Raw genomic sequence first — 24862 nt, 5'->3', positions numbered from 1 at the left:
CAAAAAGGTATGATTTATCTGGGTGTAAGGCTATCCCTTTTAACGCTTTGCTTGGATTTTGTTCACATCGGCTTCATTTTCATCGGTTTACTAATCATGGTCCGAAGAACAAAGTTTATGCGTTATATGCTTTATGTTCGGCTGAGGTGTAAGACTAAAGATGCTTTTAAGCCACCTAAAGCGCTCGCTTCCAGTGTTAATTGACCTCGGTAACTGTGTGCCATTTCACTGACTATATTTAGACCAAGACCTGAACCAGGGGTTGCTTCATCCAATCTAACGCCTCTCTTGATTACTTGACTCAGTTTCTCTTTAGGGATACCTGGTCCGTCATCTTCAATAATGATGTGTATATTGTCTTTATCCTGAGAGGAGTGCACACGAATCATGTTGTTGGCCCACTTATAGGCATTTTCAAGCAAGTTACCCAGCATTTCGTCGAGATCGGTCTGCTCTACCGCTACATTCAGCTCTGAATCAAGTTCATTAATTAAGGAGATATCTCGGCTCGCATACACTTTATCAAACGCCATTGAGATAGCATCCACACGCTCTGCTGGGTTCGATTTCACTGATAAAATATTCATAGACCCCGCCATACGAGCACGACCCAAATGGTAATCGATATGGTCTTGTATTTGATTGATTGGAGTACGCAGACGGGATTGCGTACTAGGTTCTAACGTCTGTACTTCATTTTTTAGGACAGAAAGTGGGGTTTTTAGTGCATGTGAGAGATTGCCTGCATGATTCCTAGCTCGTTCTAACAATTCCTGATAATGGAAAAGCAGAGCGTTGAGGTCGAAGATAAGAGGAGAAATCTCTTTCGGATAGGTTTCTTCTAGACTCTTTTTGTTACCAGACTTCAGCTCGGCCAACTCTTTTTGTAACTTTGTAAGCGGACTCAATGACCATGCAATTTGCAGCAAAATGACGGCAAGAACCCCTGCGAATAATAAGCCTAAAATAAGCCAGAGTTGCCCGATTAGCGTTTGCAGGGTGCTTTTGATAGGCTCTTCGTCAATACCAATAATGATTTGGATAGGCCCATCGTAATCTGGTAAGTACAGAGCTTTTTCGATGGTAATCAGCCTTTCGCCTCTCGCGCCGTAAGCATCGTTATCCAGACCTTTGTATTCGATTTTTTTGTCCCACAAAGAACGAGAACGCTCGAGACTCGTCTCAGTAGAGGCACTCCAATATAAACCACTGTAAGGTCGGTTAAATCGAGGATCTGAGAGCAGAGCAGCGAGTGAGAGGTGCCCAGTCTCATCGACTTCTAACTGAGCGGCGATTTCATCCATAAAAATGCTCAGCTGTGAGCGAGTGTCGTCAACCATATAGTTGTACACTTGGGTCGGTATCGTCACACCAGCTGCGAGGATCATTGCCGTCAACCAAACGATCGCCGCTAAAACGAGGCGACTTTTGATACTCAGTCGTTTTATTGCGTTCAACGGTAGCCTGTTCTTATTCGGCATTTAATTGGTATCCCAACCCTCGGACAGTTTTGATGATCTTTGGCGCGATTTTTTTGCGAATTCGACCGATAAAAACTTCGATTGTGTTGGAGTCACGATCAAAGTCTTGTTTGTAAATGTGCTCGACGAGTTCGGTGCGAGAAATTACTTTTTCTGGGTTATGCATAAAGTAAGCGACCACTTTATACTCCAGCGCCGTTAAGCTTACTGCTTGCCCTTGCCACATGACTTTAGAAGTGCGCGTATCCAAGCTCAAGTCGCCAATTTGCATCACAGGAGAGGCGTTACCTGATGCTCTTCGCAGTTGCGCGCGAATACGAGCGATAAGCTCAACCATTTCAAACGGCTTAGTTAGGTAATCGTCTGCACCTGCGTTTAGACCTTCAACTCGCTGCGTTAGGGTATCGCGAGCACTCAGGATAACGACAGGGGTATTGATGTTTTCATCTCGAATGCCTTTTAGCACAGTGAGGCCATCCAATTTCGGCAGTCCTAGATCAAGAACAATAGCGTCCCATTCTTCCGATGTCGCGCGATACAGCGCGTCTATGCCATCTTGAGATAATTCTGGTACCCAGCCGGTACTTTCTAATGTTTCGATGATTTGCTCGCCTAAACGAGGGTCATCTTCAACGACAAGTATTTTCATATTGGTGATTCTTATTATGTTGGGAGTGTTATCGAAGTAAGCTACGCATTGCGTCGGGATTACGCATTAGACCAGTTTAGTTGTTTTGTGGCTTTAACGCTTTGTTAAAGCTGCGACCTTTGATCTCAAGCATTTCCAGCGTAGCGGCGTCGTACTCAACTTTCAGGACGCTATTGTTGTACAGAATTTTCAATTCATACACCCAAGCATCATCATCTTCTTCAAGCTCGACCTTGATGATACGGCCGTATAGGTCGTTTTCTACTGCGGCGTAAAGGTCCGAAAATGGTCGTATATATCCTTGTTGAACCGCGCGATAGACCTCATCTTGATCTTCATCGAATTCAATACGTGTTCCAGGCTTTTCGACATCTTGCACGATGGCGTGACCATTTTGTGATGCATAGTAGTCGTCATGCTTGGCGAAACTTGGTGCACACATCAATGTCGTGATAAGGCCGAAAAGTAACGCAGAATGTTGAGAAGTCGTTGCTTTATACATAGTCAAACCTTTTCTAGAACGTTAGCCGCAGTATATCGGATATAGATGAACAGAGAGTGAATCATCGAGTTCAGTTTTACTAAATGTTGCAGACGTTATTTCAACTCGTCTTCAAAAATTTTGTCTCGCAATTTCCAAAAGCGACCGGATTTCCTTGCAATAACAAACTGAGGCAAACGGAAACGATGTTGATTGGCAACAACACGTGTCGGTGAAGCCTCTTCAAAAGGGCGATGCTTGTCTGCCAAGTGAGGGCGCACAAATTGGTCTTTAAACGTTTGTTTTTGTTTTTTGGTACTCAATGACCAAAACTCATGAACTAACGCATTGCCTTCGCCTTGGTATGGTTCACCAGAATACGTCACCTTGAGTTGAGATTTACCATCACTGGACTTGAATACTGACAGGTCCATTTCTGTGCATTCAAATATCAATGCATCTTTTAGATTAAGGGCTTCTTTTAATTTTTTATCTGGATCAACAAGCGTTGCGTCACACTCATGACAAATGCGCGCAGCGATATCGTTGTCGGCACCACATTCACCACAGTATTTGGCACGAAAACGGTAGCCACAGTGTTCACGCTCGCCTGTGTCTTCATCTTCAAAGTAACCCTGGCAACGTCTGCCAAAGTGTTCAACCAAGAAACCGTTACTATCCAATTTCCCCCAGAAGTTGTTATTGAATCCGCAAGCCGGGCAGGGAATCGTGATAATTTCACTGTCAGAGTCTGGTTTGGGATCACCGACTTCAGGTTGGTATAAATCGTAGCTGTTGCCTGCGTAATCAAGCACTAAACATTCTGATTTTCCGTCTGATAAGCGTAATCCTCGCCCTACAATCTGCTGGTATAGACTGACTGACTCTGTTGGTCGCAAAATCGCGATTAAATCGACATGCGGCGCATCAAACCCGGTAGTCAGTACCGAAACATTGACCAAATATTTTATTTGACGATTCTTGAACGCTTGGATGATCGCGTCACGTTCCGGCGTAGGTGTATCACCAATGACGATTTCAGTTTCGCCTTCTGGCAGTAAACTGCGGATCTCTTGTGCGTGTCGGACAGTCGCGGCGAAGATCATGACACCTTGACGTTCTCTCGCATATTGCATGATTTGCTCAACAATTTGCGGAGTGGCGCGCTTGGCTTTATCGATCACCATGTCCATTTCTGCTTCTTTGTAGCGTCCGGTGTTTGCGGGTTTCAGTTGCGAGAAGTCGTAAGACAAAACGGGCGCGTCCATCATGCGGGCCGGAGTGAGGAAGTTTTCGTCGAGCAAGTAACGGATCGGTAGTTCGAAAATACAATCGCGGAAGAATCGAGGCTCTTCGGTGCGTACTTGACCTCGGGTGTGATACTGATAAATCCAGCCCATTCCTAAACGATAGGGCGTTGCAGTTAGTCCCAGCACCTTAATGCCTGGGTTCAGTTCTCGTAAGTGAGTAATAACTTTTTGGTAGCTGCTGTTTTTGTCATCCGGCACACGATGGCACTCATCAATAACGAGCAGAGAAAACTGGTTTTTGAACGAATCTAAGTTACGTACGACCGATTGAACCGAAGCAAACACGACTTGCTGGTCAGTTTCTTTTCGCCCCAATCCTGCTGAGAAGATGGAACCTTTTAAACCATAACCTTCATACTTCGCGTGGTTTTGCTCGACCAGCTCTTTAACGTGAGCGAGGACTAACACTCTCCCTTTCGCAAGGCGAGCAAGTTCTGCGATCACCAAGCTTTTTCCGGCACCGGTTGGCAGCACGATCACTGCTGGTGTCGAGTGTTTACGAAAGTAATGAATGACTGCTTTAACCGAGTCGGCTTGATAAGGACGAAGTGTGTACATGAAAATATGTGAAATTGCTCAACTATTCGAACGAGGAACGCTATAATACCTGACTTTTATACCCAAGTGACCTTTAAACCAAGATTTGGAGATCACTTGGGTATAATTCAATGAGGTATTCATGCGTTTAGATAAATATTTGTGTGATGCCCTGGGTGCAACACGCAAACAGGCAACAAAGATCATCAAAAGTGGAGACATCACCGTTGACGGTGAGGTTCAAAAAAGTGGTGCATTTAAAGTACCTGAAGGTGCAGAAGTAATGTGGGAAGACCGCGTTATAGGTGCTCCTGGTCCTCGTTACATTATGTTGTATAAGCCTGCTGACTTTGTTTGTTCACATGAAGATGGCTACAACCAAACTGCATTCGCATTGCTTGATGAGCCTAAAATTGAAAACCTTCACTTTGCAGGCCGATTAGACGTAGACACAACCGGTTTGGTGTTGATTACGGATGATGGTAAGTGGTCTCACCGTATTACCTCACCTAAGCATAAGTGTGAGAAAACGTACCGTGTTTGGCTTGTCGATGCGATTCAGCCTGATTACGCGGAAAAGCTCGAACAAGGCATCATTTTGCGCAATGAATCAGAAGCAACATTACCTGCTCGTTTGGAGATCGTGAACGAGGCCGAGAATGAAGTATTGTTAACTATTGTGGAAGGTAAGTATCACCAAGTGAAACGCATGTTTGCGGCGTTAGGAAATAAAGTTGAGTACTTACATCGTGAGCGTATTGGTTCGATTGAACTCGATGAGGCACTAGAACCTGGCGATTATCGCTACCTCACGCCGGAAGAAATTGATTCTATTTGGAATTAATTATCGGCATGGGAAATTCTTTAGTTCCCAATTGGAACTAGTTTTTTTGGTAGGAATTGGCTCAAAATTAATTTTCCTACCAAAATTAGTGCCTAGACGATTCCGGTGTGCTTACTCATCTCAGTGATATGCCTTTGCATTTAGCTGAGGCATGCATACTCTTATTGCAAAGCCTTCGGCTACGGTGAATAAATGGTGGAATCAATTCCATCATTTTTACTGCATTGTGTTTGTTTCCCATAAACACATTTCGCTTTCACATGCTTTTCTATGTCGAGTTCGTCAAGGTCACACCTTGGTACATATTTGCCCTTATGATTCTCGAACGTTGGATAGAACAGGTCTTTGGCTTCTGCATTCCGCGATATGAGAACTGTCCGTTATTTTCACTTTGCTCTGCAAGTATTGACGGTAGGGCTCCAACAAGAGGTAAAAGAATGACAGAAAAAGCTCAAAGTGCTCCGCAATCCCAAATCAGTTTTCTATTGTTTCTTGTATTAGGAGCGATTGGTGCTTTGACGCCTTTGGCGATCGACATGTATCTGCCTGCAATGCCAACCATCGCGAAAGATTTGGGGGTCGCGCCTGGCGCGGTTCAGATTACGTTGACGGCTTATACGGCAGGTTTTGCGATTGGCCAGTTAATTCATGGGCCGCTTGCCGATAGTTTTGGCCGTAGACCTGTACTGATTTTGGGTGTGCTTTTCTTTGGATTAGCGGCGGTAGTGAGTGCGACCACAAACGGCATCGATGCATTGACTTATGTGCGTACGGCACAAGGTTTTGCTGGCGCAGCAGCGGCGGTCATTATCCAAGCCGTCGTGCGTGATATGTTTGACCGTGAAGACTTTGCCCGTGCAATGTCTTTCGTCACCTTAGTGATCACCATGGCACCCTTGGTCGCGCCTATGATAGGTGGTCACCTAGCGATCTGGTTTGGTTGGCGTTCTATTTTTTGGGTATTAGCCATTTTCGCTGTGGTGGTAATTCTACTGGTACTTTGGAAAATCCCAGAGACGTTGAAACCAGAAAATCGTCAGCCGCTTCGTTTTCGCACTACGATGAGAAACTACGCCAGATTATGCTCCAACCCTGAAGCGATAGGTTTGATGCTTTCTGGAGCGTTTTCATTTTCCGGAATGTTTGCATTCCTGACTGCGGGCTCGTTTGTTTATATTGATTTATATGGTGTTCGACCAGACCACTTTGGTTATTTATTTGGTTTGAACATTGTTGCGATGATCATCATGACCAGTATTAATGGTCGCTTGGTGAAGAAAGTTGGCTCTCATGCCATGCTTCGTTTTGGGTTGTTCGTGCAACTTTTGGCTGGCATTGGTCTGTTCGTAAGTTGGTTGATGGACTTCGGATTGTGGGGCATCGTGCCTTTTGTTGTGCTGTTTATCGGTACATTGTCGACGATTGGTAGTAATGCGATGGCGCTGCTTTTAAGTGGCTACCCATCAATGGCGGGTACGGCATCGTCTCTGGCGGGGACGTTAAGATTCGGTATCGGCTCATTGGTTGGCGCGCTGGTGGCATCACTACCAGGTAATGTTGCGTGGCCTATGATCATCGTTATGTTTGCTTGTTCTGTGCTTTCAGCACTGTTTTATTGGACTTTAGGAAGAAAGGCGTAATGTCGAATTACACCAAAGAAATTCAAAACTTGGTTAACTCTGCTCTGAATGAACTGGAGCAGGAACATCGTTCTGGCAAGTTGGCCAATGCGCCAGTAGCGAACAACCACTATCTTGTTCGTTGGGTAACAAAAGCTCTGAAATCTCAGCGTTTTGGTCGAACGGTCGGCGATGACTTAACTCGTTGGCAAAAGGCGGGGCGTTCAAAGGGGAATAACGCTGGTTTGTTGTTTATCTTCAAACGTATTTCTGCTTTCTACGCGCAATTCTTCCCTGAAGGTGAAGATTCAAAAGTGATCAAAGACTCTGACGTCGAAGCTTTTTTGGACGTAATGGAGCAAGCGGGTTGGGAGGTTTCTACCTCTGAACAATTGGTTGGTTGTGGCAAAATCCAAATCTTCACGGAAGGTCAAAATTCTTTGGCACTATGTGCAGACCAATGCGAAAGCTGCTTCGACGGCGAGTTGCTCGTTAAACCAATGAGCTGGTTTGTGCGTGGCAACCATGCTGAGTTTGTTGAGAAAGCAGCGCAAGCGGGCTTTATGGTGCATAAAGTGACGGACTACAAATCGATGGTGAAATACCACGGCGAGTACCTTATCTTCCCTGCAAACGAAGGTAACCAATTGGCTGAGATTCCTTTGAGCTTCCAAGCTTAATCAACTTCTCACAGCAGTAGAATTGAAATACGAAAGCATCAGGCGCTTAAAACGTCTGATGCTTTTTTGTTACGTCACACTGTGCTTAAAAGCGATATTTCCAATAGACGCCGCCATACAGACCTTCATAGCTTTGCAAAACGTCGCCCATCGTTCCGGTTTCGTTGTTAAACAAGTAATCCTCTTCTGAGTAGTCTTCATAACGGAGGTTAAGCTGCACGTTTTGATTTTCAGATACTTCATAGTCAGCGATGACCTCAAATCGGTACGAGTTCGCCTCGTTATCGGGATATTGGTAGCCACCAGATGTGGTTGAAGATTTTCCATCAGCTTGGCTGTAGCTGTAATCAAACGAGATAGAAAGTTTGTCGTCTAGTAGCTGCTCTTTACTCACACCAAAGCCAATGGTTGTGATGTCATCTTTGAGTTTGGTGGTGTAGCGATTCCAACCGACAACGTCAGAGTTTGCTTGTTGTTGCTCGGAGCGGATGACCTGTTGATTGTAAAAAACATGCCCGTTTAGTCCGTCGAGTAAATTGAAGTTGACGCTGATATCGTAGCCGTAATCTTCTCCTTCGCTTAAACCTATATCGGGTTTAACATAGTCGTCGTTTCCGTACCAAAGCTCAGCAAGTAACTGGACATCGTTTGTTACGTCATAGCCGCCGTCGCCACGGAGCTCAATCCTCTCTTTATCGGCTAAATAGTATTGGCGCAAATTAGGCGAGTCGCTGCTGTCGTCCTGCCAATCAGAGCCATCGCGAAAAGAGTAGGAGACTTTACCGCCTAATTGCCACGGTCTATTTGGTCTGTACTGGGCACCAACAAAAACGCGTTGTTCATCGGTACGTTTCCTATCAGCATAACTTCGCTCATCTTGTCTAAAATGGTAACCCGTATTCAATTTCACATCAGAAGTAACACGATGCTTGAGTGTTGCTTCCAGTTTGGTTTTGGTGTGGTCGTATTTTTCTCTCGTCGATCCGATGATGGTGTTTCTATCGGAGTTATCGTCTTTGTCTGAATAGTCTGCAGAAATGGCGAAAGCTGTATCTCGCGAAAGTTTGTTGTGGTAATCCGCGCTCATTTGCCAAGTGTTAGTTTCGCCATGGAATGTATTGGAGTTAACGGGGGACTGTGGAAACGGATTTAACCCACCTTCAGAAGACGTCTGTGACCAAAGTAAGCGGCCGCTGAACGTTTGTTGATTCAACCGATAATTCCCCGTGACAGCAAACTGGTGAAAGTCGTTGTCAGGCTCATACGCGAGGTGGTTAGCGTAAGGATTGGTAGTGCTGCCGTAATAAAGTGCGGACTTGTCATTTCTAAAAAACGAGCCGCGATACGCAATATCCACCAGCCAAAAATCTTCCATGTAGCTTACTCCTACTTGAGTATTTAAGGTTTCATGGTCGACGGCTTTGGGTATGAATCCCGGCGCGTTGGCGTAACCCGGAATGGTCGATGAATAGAGCGAAGTTGTGCCTTCTTTACGTTCGTGCTTCATGGATGCATATGGCTTCCATGGCGTATGTGGTGTGTACTTGAGTTCTAACTTAAACGTCTCTCGCGTCACTGAGTTTTCATATTTCGATAGGTCACCACTGACGAGTGCATCCTCTCTTGGATGATACGCACTGAGTGAGGACTGATTCCAGAAATACGGCGTTTCACTATAACTGCCGAGGACACGTAATCCGTCGTACTGCCCCATTTCCCACTGCAGTAAAAAGCGTTGCAAACCAAGATCTTCGACGACGATTCGATTGTAGAACCCATCGTCTTCATATTGTTCGATATTGGCGTTTAGGCTCGCGTTAAAGTGTTTGTTGTCAGAGTTTGTACCGTAAACGGGTGGATTCCAATTATAGAATCGCGAGGAACCATCGTTGTTAAGGTAACCGACGCCAGCGCTGACTTCTCCACTCCACGTGCCGTCGCTGCTGCATCCACTGCACTGCCAGCGGCTAGTGTCGGCTGGTTGAGAACGTTGTAACGAATAATCGTTGGCGTGTGCTTGCACAGCAAAAGCAAGGGAAATAGCGATGCACAGTTGAGATAGTTTCATGCCTCCCTCCTAATAACTTAATGTTTGACCACGTGGGTGGTTAGAGCCATGCACTTGATTGTGGCAGTTCAAACAACTTCCGCCACGCACTCTCAAGTCGTTTTCAGGAATGGCTACGTTTGCATGTGGCACACGGTGACATTCCTGACATAGCATTGGCAGCCGTTTATTTAGCAGGGCTTTGTTCACTGAACCATGAGGTGTGTGGCAGGATGTACAATCTTCAGTTACAGGCTCATGCTCCCATAAGAATGGGCCGCGTTTTTCTGCATGACACTCGTAACAAGCGTTATTGACGGTTGACCAGTTCAGGCTCGCTTCATTTAATGCCTGATGTGGATTGTGGCAGCTAGAACAAGTCATGACGCCGTCAATGATAGGATGACGACTGCGTTTGTGGATATCCGATTTGGTGCGGGAGTGACAATCGGTGCATTTGTCTGCTTGCATTTCGGCAACCATCATCGGATCGTTTTTTTGGTGCAGTTGGTGACAGCTTGCACAAGACAGCCCTTCAAAAGCGTGCTCACTGCTATGCCAAGTCGAGCGTTTCGCATCTTGGTGGCAAGATAAACACACGCTGTTTTGCTTTTCGGCCGGAACAGAGGAGTTTGGCCCAAAGGTGATCATCGGCTCACGAACTTGTCCTTTTCGCGGATTGCGCGCGTGATTGTTTGCTGGGCCATGGCATGCTTCACATTGTTTATCATTCATTGGCCCATGCAAGTTCGCTGACTTGCCGTGGATGTTGTCGAAAATACCGGTTGCAGGTTTGTCTGAGGTATCGTCATGGCAACGAAGGCAGCCATCTGCTCCACGGCGTGAGTATTTCCCCTCAGAAAATTTGGTGTCCAATATAGTTTCAATTTCTTCTTGAGTTAACGTCGCCGCTTTGGGTTCTGGCTCGGCGACATCTTCCGAACTGACGGTGAAGATGACGCCTAACCCAAGTATCCCAGCTACCAACCACCGCAGAAACATTGCTTTCATAGCTCTTCCTTTTCTTGTCCTTAATTGTCAAAGCATTGTGTTCAATGACGAATTCAACGGTAGTCGTATACCTTGTGAACCTTATCTACCCCTTGTGACTGGCCAATGGCATGGCAAGTTGCACACTGCTCAGTACCCATGGCTTGCTCCGCGGTGTCTGCTCCAAATACGGCGCCGTGATTCAGCATATGGTTCAGAGTCGCATCTCCTGCCACACTATCCGGGTCAGCATTAGCTAAAGATGACTCTAAGTGACACGCGCCACAGGCGACTAATGCAGGACTAAAGTACTTACCACTCGCAAGAGAAGGGCGCGTATTTTGTTGGCTAGGTAAGTTGTATTGAGCATTGGTATGGCAGGCCTCACAGTTGTTGACTGCGCCAGGGAAAGGCGCTTCACCGCTATGAGCGGAGCCAAAGGCGTGGAATGAGTGTACGTGGTACTTTAGATCAGCCGCCATCCCAGGATAAAACGCAGAACGTTCAGAGTTATGGCAATTTTTACATTGTTGGAAGTCGGTGGCGGCATGTGGATGCTCACCAAGCTTATGGATAGTCAGCTCTTTGTGACAATCGTTACACGATGAAATGTCCGCGCCCACTGGCAGTTTGTGTTGCTTGTTGATACCAGACACATCAAACGAGCCGGATGCGTTATTGGCGGCAATGACGAAAGGCGATTTGATAAGATCGATGCCTTCAAACGTGACGCATTCGGCGAGCTCGCCATCTCTACGGTTGGCGCAAAGTGGCATGTCGGCGATGTTAACCGTCAACGTAGAGTTGGAGATTGGCTTAATCGCAGCGTCAGTGAAGTCTTTATGACACAAGAATAGGCCTTCTCCTTGAGCCTCACAGCCGTCACCAAGTGCGCCATCATCGGCGACGTTGAGACTGTTGTTTGCGACCATCGGGCCTTGGCCGTTATCCCAGTTCAGCAACAAATTGAGGTGGCCATGTTCATTGATGAAAGGTGTCAGTTCGTCGATGGATCCAATACCTGTGCCCGCTTTCGACACTCTTAGTTCAACCTCAAACTGGTCATCAATAAATCGCGCGCTTTCAACGTTGATTTCAAGCGAATCACGTGCCTTTGCAAGATTCTCTAAACGCATTACGTGAACCGTTTTAGCACTTCGGCTTGCGTCTTGGCCGATGATTGGAGCGCCATTGTCGTCTCGGTCATAAGGTCGGTGACAGCCAGAGCAGGAGTTTTGTGGTTCGCCGTTTCTTACCCAACCCGTACCGATTTGGTTATCATGCGCTCCTCTGTCTCGGTACAAGTGACAGGTCTCACAGGCAACTTGACTTGGGTGTTCAAACCAATTGTTGGCGTCTGATGCTTTCGCGACATCGGTTGAATGGCAGGTTGTACAGTTGCGGGCATCTTGCGGGAAAGGGTTGCCTTCAATGACTAAACCATTGATGTCGGTAACGAGCACGTCATTCTCGTCGACAGGCTGTTTGTAAGTCTCGGTGTTATTTCTGTCGCTACCTAATTTGAAAACATTACCGTGGTATTGATGAACAATGGCAGCGAGAGGGCGTCTGGCTGGCGCAGCGCCAGGGTTACTGTCATTGTGGCAAGCGGTACAAACGGCAATGTTGTTATCAATTGAGCGATAGCCCGGTCCATGATGAAGCGGTTCGCCCATATGACAGTTTTCACAGGTGCCTGTTTCAATCACATTGCGGGAGACAGCCGTATCTGAACTTTCTTGCGGCACCCATTCAAACACGTAGGTAAAACCGTTGCCTTGCTCGCCATACGCCATGACGATTCGGTGGAGTTTATTCGCATCCCAAGCGATAAAACCATTGTTGCTAGAAGAGTCGGCAGTATAAGGATCGGACACTTTCAAAACGTCAGGAATGGCAAACGTGTAGCGATATCCCTCGTCTGTTTTTACTAATGTTCCATCCCAAACACTCTCCATGCTGGCACGGTTATTTGCGGTATTACTTGAGTGATGGAAACTCTTCCAATAAGTGTTGCCATGGCGCCCATTGAAGGCAAAGGCTGGATCGCTCGAGTTTTGTGTATCGACACGAGAGGGCATTGCTTTAAGAAGTGCGATGCGAAAATCTTTCGTTTCGTCTAGCTCATGAGGTCTGTCACTGCCGTCTTTAACGGTAAAATCGACCACCAGTTTGGTTTCTCCGGTTTCTTGAGTGACCAATGATGGCTTGGAAACACTGATCTCGAAATCACCAAGTGCAGGTGGTGGTGTATTCTGATCGTTTTTGCTGTCTGGACCACATCCGGTGAGCAGTAAAATAAAAAATATTAATGTAGCGATCGACTTTAAACCGTTCATAGTCCCTCTCGATTCGTCCTAAAGTAAGTGGGAATGCATGGGAATGGTTGAATATTTCAATAAACGATTGATTGAAATATTAATTTCATATTCAAGGCAAAAGAAAAAATATCCATATTTACATCGCTTGAATAAATCGAAACACATGGCTTGTAAGAGTATAGACGCAATATGAAATATTATTAAAATAAACCACTATTTTTGTATGTGAATTTTGGGGTTGAATTTATTGTCATTTTAAATCAATTATTTGGGTTGGATTTTCTGCGATTGAAGAGGTCGGCGCAGAAAAAGTGAGGGTATTGAACTACGCTACTTTAAATAGTTGACGGCTTAATATTTTTATCTTGGATATCGTTGGTTTTAAGTCGCGTTTATAAATTGATTTTCTTATCGTTTATTCGCTGTCTGGTTTTGATTAATAAAGATAATTACTACGGAGTCAGTCTAATATGCACCAGATAATTAAATTCTCACTAAAAATTTCCTCAGTGTTAGCCATCAGTTCTGCTTTGGTTTCCCACAGTTTAGCATCACCAAGTGAGCTAATTTCACAATACGAATGTGAAGCCTGTCATGGGCCAGACGGTGTTAGCTCCGACACGAATATTCCTACCATCGCAGGGATTCCCGAATTCAATTTTTTTGACCAGATGCTACGTTACCTAGAAGGTAGGCCTGCAAATTCTGTTAGTCACGCTTACGGAGACACGAGCAAAAAAGGCGACATGGTGTCGATAGTTAAATCTTTATCTGAGGCGCAGATTGAAGAGTTAGCAAAACATTATGCTGGGCTCGAGTTTGTGCCAGCTAAGCAGTCTTTTGATCAAGCGTTAGCGATGAAAGGTAAGGCTATCCACGCGAAAGGCTGCGAGAACTGTCATTCGGATGGTGGCAGCAACGCTCTAGACGAAGCGTCGATCTTAGCTGGTCAGCAGAAGGGATATCTCGCCACGACATTGAAACAGTTTAAGCAAGGGAAACGCTCCGTTGATAAGAAAATGGACGAAGCATTCAAAGGGCTTAGTGCCGATGATTTAAATGCGCTCGTTGAATACTATGCGAGTTATCGCTAGCGCTGTTTTGGGATGAACCCCGATGAGTTTATGGCGTAAACCAAACAGGAAGTGGATGCTCGGCATACCAATTGGTGGCTTGTTGGCGTTTATCCTTGGTGGGTTGGCAGTTAGTGTTTTTCACTTTGGTATGGATTACACCAATCGCAACGAGTTTTGTTATAGTTGCCATATTGGGATGGATACGATAGTTGAGGAGTACCAAGCATCTCCACACTTCAAAAATGCTCAGGGTGTGATTGCCGCTACGTGCAGTGATTGCCATGTCCCTAGGGAGTTTTTTGCTAAAATCGCATTGAAAATCGGCGCTACAGCCGACATCTATCACAAACTGACTGGAGAAATTACGTTAGAGAACTTCGAGGCGGAGCATCGTCCGAGGTTGGCTGCTGAAGTCACACAGCAGTTTATCGAGAATAAATCAAAACAGTGTCGATATTGCCATTCCGTTGACAAGATGGATTTCGAAGCGCAAGGACGAACCGTTGCGCGTCGACATCAAATGATGGAAAGTCGAGATCAATCGTGCATTGATTGCCATGCGGGGATTGCCCATCACCTGCCTATTTCTCTAGATTCTCCAGAGACTGTCCCACCTGAGGAGTAATACTGATACTTTCGGCTTCTTTCGCGATGGCTTTGACCATGCCTTTGAATATGAATAGATGGGCTGGCATCATGGCAAACCAGTAAAGCAGCCCGAGAAACCCCTGCGGGTGCCACCAAGCTGTGATATCCAGTTCTCGTTCATCACCATGGTCTTTGATGGTAATTTCTAAACGTCCAAGCCCCGGGCCTTTCATCCCAAAAAACAGGGAGAGGAACTGATTTTCTTCGCAGCGAATCACTTTCCAAGAGTCAATATAATCGCCGACTTTGAGCTCCGGCCCCGGAGGAGAAACGCGAATCGGTTTCCCGCCACCAAAAAAGATGTCGAGCCATTCACGTGTGCGCCACAAAATGTTGGCAAAGTAATAGCCTTTTTCACGACTCCCGATTTTTTGAGCCACTTTCCATAATGCCGCAGCGGAGGCTTGAGTTTTTATGCTCGCACCGGCTTGTTTAGGGTAGTAGCCATACCCTGGTTGCCATCGACGAAGTGCCGCTGGTTCAAAGCCCCAAACATTGCTGCGTACAAACGTGCCTTCATCTTGAATGGTATCGGATACCGCTTGCTCGTAGCTGATCAGCGTTTGCGGAAATCGTGCTTCAATCGCTTTGGAATCGGCAATGTAGTCATGCTCTAACCCCGCGAGTAATGCTTTGCCGATGTTTGCTGGTACAGAGGTGACCAAGCCGAGCCAGTACGATGCCATTTTTGGGGTAAGCAACGGTGTCGACCACAGCCGATAAGGCTTGTTGGTGATTCGGCAAATGACTTTAAACTGCTCGCGGTAGCTGAGTGTATCTGGCCCACCAACTTCATAAATTTGGTTTTCTTCTGGGGCTGATGCTTCGGCCAGCTGCAATAAATAGTGATTGAGGTTGGGTAGGGCAATAGGGTTGGCTTTTGAGTCGACCCATTTAGGCGCGATCAAAATAGGTAAGTTGTAGACAAAATCTCGCATGATCTCGAAAGCCGCGGAGCCGGGGCCAATGATGACGCCAGCACGCAATTCAGTTACTGGAACACCGGATTGTCGAATGATCTTTCCAGTGGCTTTACGAGCGGCTAAATGACGCGAGTTTCCGGTTTGCGGTTGGATGGCACTTAAATAAATGACATGTTTGACACGGCTTTGCTCCAATGCGTATTTAAAGTTCAAAGCAAGGTTTAGCTCGTACTCAACAAAGTCATCGCCTTGTGCCATTCCGTGCACTAGGAAAAATACCAAGTCAAAATCGTTCACCACAGCGAGCGTGGCTTCTGCGTCGGCTAGGTCCAGATACCGCAACGTTAAATTAGGATGGGGCCGAGTCCTTGACTCCAAATAATCGATATGCCGCGCCGCAGCCGTGACGGCGTAACCTTTGTCTAAAAGTAACGGAAGAAGTTGAGAACCAATGTAACCCGAGGCGCCTAGCACCAACACCTTTTTCATTGTCTGTCCTTTTAATCGTTGGTGGAATAAACACCACAGAGTATAATCATGAGACACTTTCCCCATTCTATCAATAAGTTGTCGTTGGAGCGCTTGTGACTTTTCTCTCTCAACTCTCAATACATGCAGATAAAGCATTCTTACGTCGCTTATTCGCGATCGCGCTACCAATTACACTGCAAAGCATGATGTTTTCTAGCCGAAGCCTCGTCGATGTGCTTATGCTCGGCCAACTTGGTGAAGCTGAAATAGCCGCTGTTGGGGTAGCGGCGCGCGCGACGTTTGTTACTACCATCATGTTAGTTGGGGTGACGACGGGTGGTGCATTACTGACCGCACAATATTGGGGGGCAGGCGATAAAGTCGGGGTACGTCGCAGTACCGCTTTAACATGGATGATAGCCATGGTGTTTGCCGCCATTGCCGTTGCTTTGTTTGTTATTTTCCCACAGCCAGTCATGAAACTGACGACAGACTCACAAGAAGTGATTGAGTTAGGGGCCAGCTATCTAATTATTTCATCCGTTAGCATGTTTGCTGTTGCGTGTGTCGCTAGTATGTCGGTGGGCTTGAGAGCGATGCACCAACCGGGGCTGAGCACATTTTTTAGTGGTATAGGCATTCTGTCTAATGTTTTCCTTAACTGGGTGTTAATTTTGGGTCACTTAGGTTTTCCTGCTTTAGGGATTACAGGGGCAGCCATTGCAACGGTTATCAGTGGCGCGATCGAAGTCGGTTGTCTATTTGGCTATTTATGGCTGAAGAAACACATAATTGCATTTGGTTGGGATGATATACGCGCAGGTTTGGTTTTAGACAAAATAACGCGTTTCTTGAGCCTTTCCTTACCGACCACATTTAACTTTTTGGCATGGGCTGGTGGATTGTTCGCTTACCATGCCATCATGGGGCAAGCGGGTGTGCAAGGTTTGGCAGCGTTGTCGGTGATGACGCCCGTTGAGTCAATCGCTCTCGCTATGATGATTGGCCTATCGAATGCAGCTGCGGTTTTAGTGGGTAACCAACTCGGCGCGAAAAACTTTGAACCTGTGTATTACCAAGCTTGGGCTACGGTCATTTTGAATGTGTTTATCGCATTTGTGGTCGCTGTTGTATTGATAGTGTCCAATCAATGGATCCTTAATGCGTTTAGTGCACTGACAGCGGATACTCGCCAGTTAGCTGAACAGTTTATGGTGATTCTTGCTTTAGGTGTCGTACTACGCTCGGTGCCGATGATGGTCATTGTTGGGGTATTACGTGCAGGTGGTGACGTTAAGTTTTGTTTGTATCAAGACATTCTTGCGCAGTGGGTGATCGGGATTCCACTCGCGGCATTTGCAGCGATTCAGCTCGGTTGGGAACCGCAATGGGTTTACTTACTCTTTTTGACCGAGGAAGTTGTGAAGTGGACGATTTGTCTGCCAAGAATGGTGAGCCGAAAATGGATGAAAAACCTTATCGGTCAATAGAGGTAAACAGAGTTTTCTGCAGCTGCAAAAATCTGCTCAATACGTCAACAAAATTAGGAACAGAAAGTGAACTGAGTTGCATTTGTACTCTCATAGTGTGATCAAGCATTCAAAATACTTTCTACTAACAGGATTTTAGTGTAGATTCTGATCCCAATTTTTAAATACCATCCGAGCGGCATAATCAATGTTAAAACTGTCAGACCTATGTAAAGGCTATGTAGACGGGGGAGAATTTCACCCTGTATTACAAGGGGCAGAATTAACATTACAGCAAGGTGACCAAGTCGCTCTGATGGGAGAAAGTGGTTCGGGTAAAAGTACTTTGCTGAACTTAATTGCCGGACTGGATACTGCAGACTCTGGTGAAGTTCAGTTTCCAAATTTTGCCATGCATGATGCGCCAGAGCATTTGAGAACCCTTTATCGCCGCAACAATATTGGTAATATCTTCCAACAGTTCAACCTGCTTCCTACGCTCAATATTGCCGACAATATTCGTTTTTGTCGTCAGTTAAAAGGTTTGCCAGAAGATAAAGAGTTGTGGCGTCAAATTCTTTCTGCTCTGGATTTAATGCCTCTGCTAGGCCGCTACCCGGAAGAAGCATCTGGTGGTCAGCAACAACGTGCTGCTATTGCTCGCGCACTCTATATGGAACCTAAAATCCTACTCGCTGATGAGCCAACTGGTAGCCTAGACGAGCGAAACGCAGAAGCGGTAATGCGCTTATTGACGAGTCTCGCTCGCCAACTGGAATGCACTTTATTGTTGGTGACACACAGTGAAAAAGTGGCGGCCCATATGGAAGGTAAGATTCGACTTCAAGGAGGGCAACTGCATGTTATGGCCCGTAGTTAAGGCACTACTCGGTCATTACCGTCGTTACCCACTACAAATTATTCTTGTCTGGCTAGGGTTAACCTTAGGCGTGTCCCTTCTTGTTGGTGTTACTTCTATCAACCAGCATGCAAAACAAAGTTATGCGACAGGAGAAAAGCTTTTCTCCAATCCTTTGCCATACCGAATCCGAACTAAACACTCTGCCAATAAAATCCCTCAAGGTTTCTATATCCAGTTGCGTCGAGCTGGGTTTAACCAATGTGCGCCGTTTGACGTGCTGCATCTAGATGCTAAAACCGATATGAGCTTGATGCTGGTGGGGATTGATCCTGTCGCGATGATTCCATTGCAGCAAGGCAAATCTTTGGGTGAGATGCCCGTTCTATCATTAATGAAACCTCCTTATCCCATTCTAGTCAGTCAAGATTTGGCCGCTTACATGAGTTGGCAGGATGGGGACTTTATTGAGATGAATGACGGAAGTCGTCTCGGACCGATTCAAGTCGATAAAAACAAAATGCTCTCAGGGACTCGGCTGGTTACTGATATATCGTTGTTGCGTATGCTCAAGCGGAGCTCAGGTTTATCTGCGATTTCTTGTGGTGAAATGCCAGAGGAAAAGCTAATAGCACTGAAAAATATGCTTCCCAATGGCATGACGCTCGTTAGGAATACGCGTACGGAGCTTGAGTCGTTAACTAATGCATTCCACATGAATCTCACTGCGATGGGGATGCTGTCATTTTTGGTCGGGTTGTTTATTTTTTATCAAGCGATGTCTTTGTCATTTATTCAGCGACAACGTTTGGTGGGTATTTTGAGACAGACGGGGGTCAATGGAACGCAGTTGGCTCAAGCATTGTTGTTAGAGTTGTCGTTGCTCGTCTTTATTGCGTGGGCGTGTGGTAACTTTTTTGGTTTGATCTTGGCAAATGAGCTGATCCCTGCAGTCTCATCGAGCCTGAGCGATTTGTACGATGCCAACGTAGGCTTAACAATAGGATGGTCTTGGCAGTCCAGCTTATATAGTCTGATCATGGCAGCGATGGGCGCATTAATATCGTGTTTGTGGCCATTGATTCGTTTGTTGAAGTCACAGCCAATTCGTCTATCTTCTCGACTGTCATTAATGCGATTTGCAGGGCGTGAGTTCTCTTGGCAGGCTCTTGCTGCGTGTGCGTTTTGTGTCGCGGCAATCGCAGTGTATCAAGCACCGAAAACACAAGAAACTGGCTTTGCCATTATTGCGCTGATGTTGGTTAGTGTGGCCTTGTTCATGCCATTTATTATGTGGCATATGTTCCAGAGCTTTTCTTACACCATGCGTTGGGTACGTGTACGTTGGTTTTTTGCCGATGCGGCTGCGAGCATGAGTTATCGCGGTGTGGCAACAATGGCGTTTATGTTGGCACTGGCGGCAAATATCGGCGTAGAAACGATGGTAGGCAGTTTTAGGGATACAACCGATAAATGGCTCAGCCAGCGATTAGCAGCGGATATTTATATCTATCCGACAAATAACTCAGCAGCTCGGATGAGTGCGTGGCTGCAAAACCAACCAGAAGTCAACTCGGTTTGGTGGCGTTGGGAAAAAGATATGCCAATCGAACATGGTGCCTTGCAAGTGGTGAGTACAGGCTCTTCTGAAGGTGAGCTAGATGCACTGACGGTAAAACTAGGTGTCCCGAATTACTGGTATCAACTGCACGCGACCAAGAGCTTGATGGTGAGTGAATCGATGGCCTTGAAGCTGGATATTCGCCCAGGAGACTTCATTAACTTGCAGGAACCACTGGGTGGAGACTGGCAAGTCGTTGGTGTTTATTACGATTATGGAAACCCGTATAACCAGGTGATGATGTCGCACCGGAATTGGCTGTATGCATTTGCAGGGACGGGCAATGTTGGCCTTGGTGTGGTGTTAAAAGATAGCGTTAATGGGGAGGGGCTGAAAAATCGCTTAGAAAATGTATTCCGCCTCCCGCAAGACCGTGTGTTTGATAATGGTAATATCTATAGTCAGGCAATGAGGGTATTTGATCATACCTTCGCTATTGCAGGAACCTTGGGCAACATCACGCTGATTATTGCTGTGTTTGGTTTATTCTTCGCGACATTGGCGGGCGAACTGTCGCGGCAGCGGCACTTCTCTTTGCTGAGATGTATGGGTGTATCCGGAAAGGAACTTGTCGCATTGGGTGGTTTGCAGTTGTTTGTCTTCGGGGCCATTTCCGCGATTATTGCGGTGCCACTTGGTCTGGCACTTGCACACTTGATCGTTGATATTATCATTAAGCAATCATTCGGTTGGTCTCTGGAGCTTCAAACGATCCCTTGGGAATACGCTCAAACTATTGCTTGGGCGATGCTTGCCATCATGATTGCCGGCGCATTGCCAGTTATTAGAATGATTAAGAGTACGCCAATGAAGTCATTAAGGGACGCGTTGTAATGAAAAAAGTGGGCTCTAAAAAACGCTTGTTAGTTTCAACGATCATTGTTATTACGTTTGCCTTTTTGACTGGGGCTGCTTTTTACTCAACTTTTTGGTTGGAAGCGACAGCAACACAAGAAAGCGAGCTTAATTCTATTCTAACGCGTGAAAATCAAACGATTTTCGAACCTGTATTACCTGACGAACATGTCTCTTTACCGTCAGACTTTCGCTTTCATCCCGAGTACCAACATGAATGGTGGCACTACTTTGCGAAACTGAAAGATGAACAAGGGAAAATATACAACGTTCAATGGAGCTACTTCAGGGTCGCGACGGATGAGCGAGAAACCAGCGGATGGCAAAACCCTCAACTGTATATTTCACATGTTGTCGTTAGCCATGGTTCGCACGTCTGGAAAGAGCAACGTGTAGCGAGAGGCGGGATAGGCCAAGCTGGCATGACTAATCGTCCTTTCAGGTTATGGATTGATAATTGGACGTGGCGTTCACTTGGTGCAACGCCTTTCCCTGGTAACTTGAATGTGACTACCGATACGTTTGGACTTGAGCTCAATACCATGACAAACGGCCCCTTTGTCGTGAATGGAGACAAAGGTTTTCAGGTTAAACATGCGTTGCAATCTGTTGCCTCTTTCAGTTTTAGTGCGCCATTTTTAAAGGTGAAAGGGAGTTTGAACATTAATGGCAAACGCTTCTCTGTTGCTGGCTCTGCTTGGGCTCAGAAAGAGTGGGGCAGTGGCTTAATTGGTGAAGGGCAACAGGGTTGGGATTGGTTTGTACTCAATTTAGATGATGGTCGAGCACTGACTGTCAGCCGCTATCGCCACCATGGACAAACACCGCACGTGTTTGGCACCTTGTCCACACGCTCAGGTAAAGTCATCAATCTCTCAGATGATGATATCAGTATTAAACCAATGCAAGTGACCAGTTTATCAAATGGAAGAAGGCTGCCTTTGCAGTGGATTATTAATATTCCAAAGCATCAAATTAACTTGACCACTCGTATTATCAAATCAGATATGTGGCTTCCTTTTGTTATACCGTATTGGGAAGGTCCTACCTTAGCTTCTGGCTCCAACGAGGCTTGGGGCTTTATGCAGCTCACCGGTTATTAAATTCTGATAAAAACCACCCCAATGGGTGGTTTTTTAGTGGATGAAACTTCCTGAATTTTTCTCAAAAGTATGGGGTTATCATGACAGTACATGCCATGTTATGCTGATTTTCTCATAATCTTGATAAACATTTAGCGCGATAACAACAAGTACGCGCTGTGATCAAAATTGAGTGTTATGTTGGAAAATACGATGTATAGTAAACTTAATATCGGAAAAATCGAAGTTTATACTCTGAAGAAGCGATTATTCTAAAGTTTTCGACCGCTATACACTCTTATCATTCTTTGTTAATCGTTTATTAAGATAATAAATATAAGGACGAAACCATGAACGATGTCATTCGTGACTTTTTCAAAATGGAATCAGCTGGTGGTATTCTTCTCGTGATTGCCGCGGCAATTGCGATGACCATTGCTAACTCACCGCTGGGCGAAACTTATCAATCTGTACTGCATACTTATGTATTTGGTATGTCAGTTTCTCACTGGATTAATGACGGCCTAATGGCTGTTTTCTTCTTACTCATTGGCCTTGAAGTTAAGCGAGAGCTACTTGAAGGTGCGTTAAAATCAAAAGAAACCGCAATTTTCCCTGCGATTGCAGCGGTTGGCGGTATGTTAGCTCCTGCTCTTATTTACGTAGCCTTTAATGCCAACGATCCTGAGGCGATTTCTGGTTGGGCAATTCCAGCGGCGACAGATATCGCTTTTGCTTTAGGTATCATGGCGTTATTAGGTAAGCGTGTACCAGTAAGCCTAAAAGTGTTCTTGCTGGCGCTTGCTATCATCGATGATTTAGGAGTGGTTGTTATTATCGCGCTATTTTACACCGGTGACCTGTCGACCATGGCGTTGCTTGTTGGCTTCATCATGACTGGTGTCCTATTCATGTTGAATGCGAAGGAAGTAACAAAACTTACGCCATACATGATCGTCGGTGCGATCTTATGGTTCGCGGTGCTTAAATCCGGTGTTCACGCAACATTGGCAGGTGTAGTGATTGGCTTTGCTATCCCACTAAAGGGAAAGCAGGGCGAACATTCTCCACTTAAACATATGGAGCACGCGCTTCACCCATACGTGGCATTTGGTATTCTGCCTCTATTCGCATTTGCCAATGCGGGGATTTCGTTAGAAGGTGTATCGATGTCAGGTCTGACTTCAATGCTGCCACTCGGTATTGCTTTGGGTCTACTGGTTGGTAAGCCTCTAGGTATCTTTACCTTTAGCTGGGCAGCGGTAAAAATGGGCGTTGCTAAGTTACCTGAAGGCGTTAACTTCAAGCATATCTTTGCGGTATCTGTGTTGTGTGGTATTGGCTTTACAATGTCTATCTTCATTTCCTCTTTAGCGTTCGGAAATGTAAGTCCTGAATTTGATACGTATGCTCGACTCGGTATCTTAATGGGTTCGACGACAGCAGCATTACTTGGCTATGCCTTACTGCACTTTTCTTTGCCTAAGAAAGCACAAGCGTAAGATAAAAATGCGCTATTTTGTAAAGCCTCCCAATCGGGAGGCTTTTTTATACCCATAGTTCAGTACATCAGCGACTTAATAGCGACACTTTCGTATTGAGCGGATGTCTAGACCATGGAGATGAACGGAATCATCGAAACGTTAGGTGGTAGATCTGCGGGCGAAAAAAAGCCCAGCCGAAAATTTGACTGGGCGGATACAAACATAGGAGTTAATAAGAAAAAAGCAGCAACGTAACAATTAGATGGAAACAAGTTTGACGGCCAGTGAAACTTAAAATGCCCTAGTTGTTACATTTATTCAGACCGAGCCTTTTCCAAACAGTTCCATTTTTTTTCAAAAAAAATTCGATTTAATTCTTTCTGCCCGCTTGTATCGTAAAGAAGTAAGAGAAGAGGCGAACAGCGTAACCAACTTAATGGCGGTTTGAAACTCGATAGCCCTCTTTTCTATAGTAGCTATAAACTTAAATTGCATTTCAAACCCGCACCTCCTGCTCCGACCGCCTAACGACATTGCTAGCGTTTCAAATACGATGGTTTGCGAAACTTGGTCATTTTCTTCAGGCGAGCATCATTTGCTTATTAGACTTAAATTCAAAAGATTAGATCACACCTTATAAGTTCTGGTCAGACCAATTGGTGAAAGTGTGATGTTAATCGTTTGTTAATCTAAAGTTTCGGGAGTATATTTTCAAACAGTTGTTTAATACGAGTGATTAAAATGGCCCCGAGAACATCAACAAAAGAAAAAATACTCGATGTCGCAGAAGGACTCTTTGCTGAACATGGTTTTAATGATACTTCGCTAAGAACGATAACAGGTAAAGCGAACGTCAACTTAGCATCGGTAAATTATCACTTTGGCGATAAAAAAACGCTAGTTAGAGCGGTTTTAGATAGATACCTAGAAGCGCTCATGCCGAGCATTAAAACCTCACTAATCGAGTTAAACACGCGTGATAGCTACGACATGGACGACGTCTTTGAGTCATTGCGTTTACCTTTGCGTACATTAAATGATGTGCGCCCCAATGGTACAGCATTATTCATGTTGTTAATTGGCCGTGGTTACACAGACGTACAAGGTCATCTGCGTTGGTTCATCACCACTCGATATGAAGAGGTACTTAACCTCTTCACCTTCTCGATAATGAAGGCAAACCCGGAACTATGTGAGGAGCAGCTGTTTTGGCGACTGCACTTCACGCTAGGTACCTGCGTATTTACGATGGCTTCAAGCCAGGCTCTTTCGGAGCTTGCTGAAAGTAAATTTGAAAAGGAAGTCGATGTGAAATCTGTCGTCGATTTGCTGATTCCTTATTTGTCAGCAGGAATGTCAGCGAAGCAGTTGGCACAAGACAAATAAGAAAGTTAAACCAATAATAAAATTATGCC

19 protein-coding genes are annotated in these 24862 nt (G+C 45.5%); 11 read left to right on the top strand and 8 right to left on the bottom strand.

Features of this window, described 5'->3' with window-relative positions; all coding sequences use genetic code 11:
• Positions 1 to 131 precede the first annotated feature (131 nt).
• The 4 genes from FR741_RS09445 to FR741_RS09430 form a co-directional block, all read right to left on the bottom strand.
• On the bottom strand, positions 132 to 1481 hold the full coding sequence (locus FR741_RS09445) for an ATP-binding protein (RefSeq protein ID WP_167426702.1): 1350 nt from the start codon (positions 1479 to 1481) through the stop codon (positions 132 to 134).
• On the bottom strand, positions 1471 to 2130 hold the full coding sequence (locus FR741_RS09440; protein ID WP_005378073.1) for a response regulator transcription factor: 660 nt from the start codon (positions 2128 to 2130) through the stop codon (positions 1471 to 1473). The genes FR741_RS09445 and FR741_RS09440 overlap by 11 nt, the downstream gene beginning before the upstream one ends.
• Before the next feature lie 76 nt (positions 2131 to 2206).
• On the bottom strand, positions 2207 to 2632 hold the full coding sequence (locus FR741_RS09435) for a PepSY domain-containing protein (RefSeq protein WP_012841930.1): 426 nt from the start codon (positions 2630 to 2632) through the stop codon (positions 2207 to 2209).
• Positions 2633 to 2727: 95 nt separating this feature from the next.
• A complete protein-coding gene (locus FR741_RS09430) occupies positions 2728 to 4479 on the bottom strand; it encodes a DEAD/DEAH box helicase (protein ID WP_167426701.1) in 1752 nt (583 codons plus the stop codon).
• A 121-nt stretch (positions 4480 to 4600) separates the two neighbouring features.
• On the opposite strand from FR741_RS09430, the gene rsuA reads away from it, so the two are divergent.
• The 3 genes from rsuA to FR741_RS09415 all read left to right on the top strand — a co-directional run bounded on the left by rsuA (position 4601) and on the right by FR741_RS09415 (position 7601).
• Complete coding sequence (gene rsuA, locus FR741_RS09425) at positions 4601 to 5302, top strand: 16S rRNA pseudouridine(516) synthase RsuA (protein ID WP_167426700.1); 702 nt, start codon at positions 4601 to 4603, stop codon at positions 5300 to 5302.
• Positions 5303 to 5739: 437 nt separating this feature from the next.
• The gene (locus FR741_RS09420) at positions 5740 to 6942 is read left to right on the top strand and encodes a Bcr/CflA family multidrug efflux MFS transporter (protein WP_005393240.1); all 1203 of its coding nucleotides are present in this window, start codon (positions 5740 to 5742) and stop codon (positions 6940 to 6942) included.
• On the top strand, positions 6942 to 7601 hold the full coding sequence (locus FR741_RS09415) for a DUF2913 family protein (protein ID WP_167426699.1): 660 nt from the start codon (positions 6942 to 6944) through the stop codon (positions 7599 to 7601). The genes FR741_RS09420 and FR741_RS09415 overlap by 1 nt, the downstream gene beginning before the upstream one ends.
• Before the next feature lie 85 nt (positions 7602 to 7686).
• Here FR741_RS09415 and FR741_RS09410 read toward each other — a convergent pair whose 3' ends face one another.
• From FR741_RS09410 to FR741_RS09400, 3 genes are read right to left on the bottom strand one after another with little or no spacing between them, the layout of a single operon-like run.
• Positions 7687 to 9669, bottom strand: a complete 1983-nt coding sequence (locus FR741_RS09410; protein ID WP_167426698.1) for an MtrB/PioB family decaheme-associated outer membrane protein — start codon at positions 9667 to 9669, stop codon at positions 7687 to 7689.
• A 9-nt stretch (positions 9670 to 9678) separates the two neighbouring features.
• Positions 9679 to 10659 carry a DmsE family decaheme c-type cytochrome gene (locus tag FR741_RS09405; protein WP_167426697.1) on the bottom strand — a complete coding sequence of 327 codons (981 nt, stop codon included), beginning with the start codon at positions 10657 to 10659 and terminating at the stop codon, positions 9679 to 9681.
• A gap of 53 nt (positions 10660 to 10712) precedes the next feature.
• A complete protein-coding gene (locus tag FR741_RS09400; RefSeq protein WP_167426696.1) occupies positions 10713 to 12977 on the bottom strand; it encodes an OmcA/MtrC family decaheme c-type cytochrome in 2265 nt (754 codons plus the stop codon).
• Between the two features lie 452 nt (positions 12978 to 13429).
• Here FR741_RS09400 and FR741_RS09395 point away from each other — a divergent pair, with 452 nt between their 5' ends.
• Positions 13430 to 14053 (top strand): c-type cytochrome, encoded by a 624-nt coding sequence (locus FR741_RS09395; protein ID WP_167426695.1) that lies wholly within the window; start codon positions 13430 to 13432, stop codon positions 14051 to 14053.
• Positions 14054 to 14075: 22 nt separating this feature from the next.
• Positions 14076 to 14660: a NapC/NirT family cytochrome c gene (locus FR741_RS09390; RefSeq protein ID WP_167426694.1), complete on the top strand. Its 585-nt coding sequence runs from the start codon at positions 14076 to 14078 to the stop codon at positions 14658 to 14660.
• Here the strand turns inward: FR741_RS09390 and FR741_RS09385 are convergent.
• The gene (locus FR741_RS09385) at positions 14617 to 16095 is read right to left on the bottom strand and encodes a DUF2867 domain-containing protein (RefSeq protein ID WP_065645323.1); all 1479 of its coding nucleotides are present in this window, start codon (positions 16093 to 16095) and stop codon (positions 14617 to 14619) included. The two genes, FR741_RS09390 and FR741_RS09385, sit on opposite strands and share 44 nt — an antisense overlap.
• Positions 16096 to 16190: 95 nt before the next feature.
• On the opposite strand from FR741_RS09385, the gene FR741_RS09380 reads away from it, so the two are divergent.
• From FR741_RS09380 to FR741_RS09355, 6 genes are all read left to right on the top strand, one after another.
• Positions 16191 to 17567 (top strand): MATE family efflux transporter, encoded by a 1377-nt coding sequence (locus FR741_RS09380; RefSeq protein WP_167426693.1) that lies wholly within the window; start codon positions 16191 to 16193, stop codon positions 17565 to 17567.
• Between the two features lie 187 nt (positions 17568 to 17754).
• A complete protein-coding gene (locus tag FR741_RS09375) occupies positions 17755 to 18426 on the top strand; it encodes an ABC transporter ATP-binding protein (protein ID WP_005393230.1) in 672 nt (223 codons plus the stop codon).
• On the top strand, positions 18407 to 20860 hold the full coding sequence (locus FR741_RS09370; RefSeq protein ID WP_167426692.1) for an ABC transporter permease: 2454 nt from the start codon (positions 18407 to 18409) through the stop codon (positions 20858 to 20860). Before FR741_RS09375 ends, FR741_RS09370 begins: the two co-directional genes overlap by 20 nt.
• The gene (locus tag FR741_RS09365) at positions 20860 to 21984 is read left to right on the top strand and encodes a lipocalin-like domain-containing protein (protein ID WP_167426691.1); all 1125 of its coding nucleotides are present in this window, start codon (positions 20860 to 20862) and stop codon (positions 21982 to 21984) included. Before FR741_RS09370 ends, FR741_RS09365 begins: the two co-directional genes overlap by 1 nt.
• A 329-nt stretch (positions 21985 to 22313) precedes the next feature.
• Complete coding sequence (gene nhaA / locus FR741_RS09360) at positions 22314 to 23465, top strand: Na+/H+ antiporter NhaA (RefSeq protein ID WP_006742626.1); 1152 nt, start codon at positions 22314 to 22316, stop codon at positions 23463 to 23465.
• Between the two features lie 723 nt (positions 23466 to 24188).
• Entirely contained in the window at positions 24189 to 24833 is a 645-nt protein-coding gene (locus tag FR741_RS09355; protein ID WP_005393225.1) for a TetR/AcrR family transcriptional regulator, read from the top strand.
• The last annotated feature ends 29 nt before the right edge of the window (positions 24834 to 24862 follow it).

The organism is Vibrio diabolicus, assembly GCF_011801455.1.
In the GTDB taxonomy this organism is placed as follows: domain Bacteria; phylum Pseudomonadota; class Gammaproteobacteria; order Enterobacterales; family Vibrionaceae; genus Vibrio; species Vibrio diabolicus.
The sequence above is the reverse complement of the archived record's forward strand: the minus strand, read 5'-3'. Positions and strand labels throughout refer to the sequence as shown.

What these genes read in the sequence shown, in the direction of transcription:
- FR741_RS09445 (WP_167426702.1), bottom strand. Translation starts at nt 1,481, where the DNA reads ATGCCGAATAAGAACAGGCTACCGTTGAACGCAATAAAACGACTGAGT.
- FR741_RS09440 (WP_005378073.1), bottom strand. Translation starts at nt 2,130, where the DNA reads ATGAAAATACTTGTCGTTGAAGATGACCCTCGTTTAGGCGAGCAAATC.
- FR741_RS09435 (WP_012841930.1), bottom strand. Translation starts at nt 2,632, where the DNA reads ATGTATAAAGCAACGACTTCTCAACATTCTGCGTTACTTTTCGGCCTT.
- FR741_RS09430 (WP_167426701.1), bottom strand. Translation starts at nt 4,479, where the DNA reads ATGTACACACTTCGTCCTTATCAAGCCGACTCGGTTAAAGCAGTCATT.
- rsuA (WP_167426700.1), top strand. Translation starts at nt 4,601, where the DNA reads ATGCGTTTAGATAAATATTTGTGTGATGCCCTGGGTGCAACACGCAAA.
- FR741_RS09420 (WP_005393240.1), top strand. Translation starts at nt 5,740, where the DNA reads ATGACAGAAAAAGCTCAAAGTGCTCCGCAATCCCAAATCAGTTTTCTA.
- FR741_RS09415 (WP_167426699.1), top strand. Translation starts at nt 6,942, where the DNA reads ATGTCGAATTACACCAAAGAAATTCAAAACTTGGTTAACTCTGCTCTG.
- FR741_RS09410 (WP_167426698.1), bottom strand. Translation starts at nt 9,669, where the DNA reads ATGAAACTATCTCAACTGTGCATCGCTATTTCCCTTGCTTTTGCTGTG.
- FR741_RS09405 (WP_167426697.1), bottom strand. Translation starts at nt 10,659, where the DNA reads ATGAAAGCAATGTTTCTGCGGTGGTTGGTAGCTGGGATACTTGGGTTA.
- FR741_RS09400 (WP_167426696.1), bottom strand. Translation starts at nt 12,977, where the DNA reads ATGAACGGTTTAAAGTCGATCGCTACATTAATATTTTTTATTTTACTG.
- FR741_RS09395 (WP_167426695.1), top strand. Translation starts at nt 13,430, where the DNA reads ATGCACCAGATAATTAAATTCTCACTAAAAATTTCCTCAGTGTTAGCC.
- FR741_RS09390 (WP_167426694.1), top strand. Translation starts at nt 14,076, where the DNA reads ATGAGTTTATGGCGTAAACCAAACAGGAAGTGGATGCTCGGCATACCA.
- FR741_RS09385 (WP_065645323.1), bottom strand. Translation starts at nt 16,095, where the DNA reads ATGAAAAAGGTGTTGGTGCTAGGCGCCTCGGGTTACATTGGTTCTCAA.
- FR741_RS09375 (WP_005393230.1), top strand. Translation starts at nt 17,755, where the DNA reads ATGTTAAAACTGTCAGACCTATGTAAAGGCTATGTAGACGGGGGAGAA.
- FR741_RS09370 (WP_167426692.1), top strand. Translation starts at nt 18,407, where the DNA reads ATGTTATGGCCCGTAGTTAAGGCACTACTCGGTCATTACCGTCGTTAC.
- FR741_RS09365 (WP_167426691.1), top strand. Translation starts at nt 20,860, where the DNA reads ATGAAAAAAGTGGGCTCTAAAAAACGCTTGTTAGTTTCAACGATCATT.
- nhaA (WP_006742626.1), top strand. Translation starts at nt 22,314, where the DNA reads ATGAACGATGTCATTCGTGACTTTTTCAAAATGGAATCAGCTGGTGGT.
- FR741_RS09355 (WP_005393225.1), top strand. Translation starts at nt 24,189, where the DNA reads ATGGCCCCGAGAACATCAACAAAAGAAAAAATACTCGATGTCGCAGAA.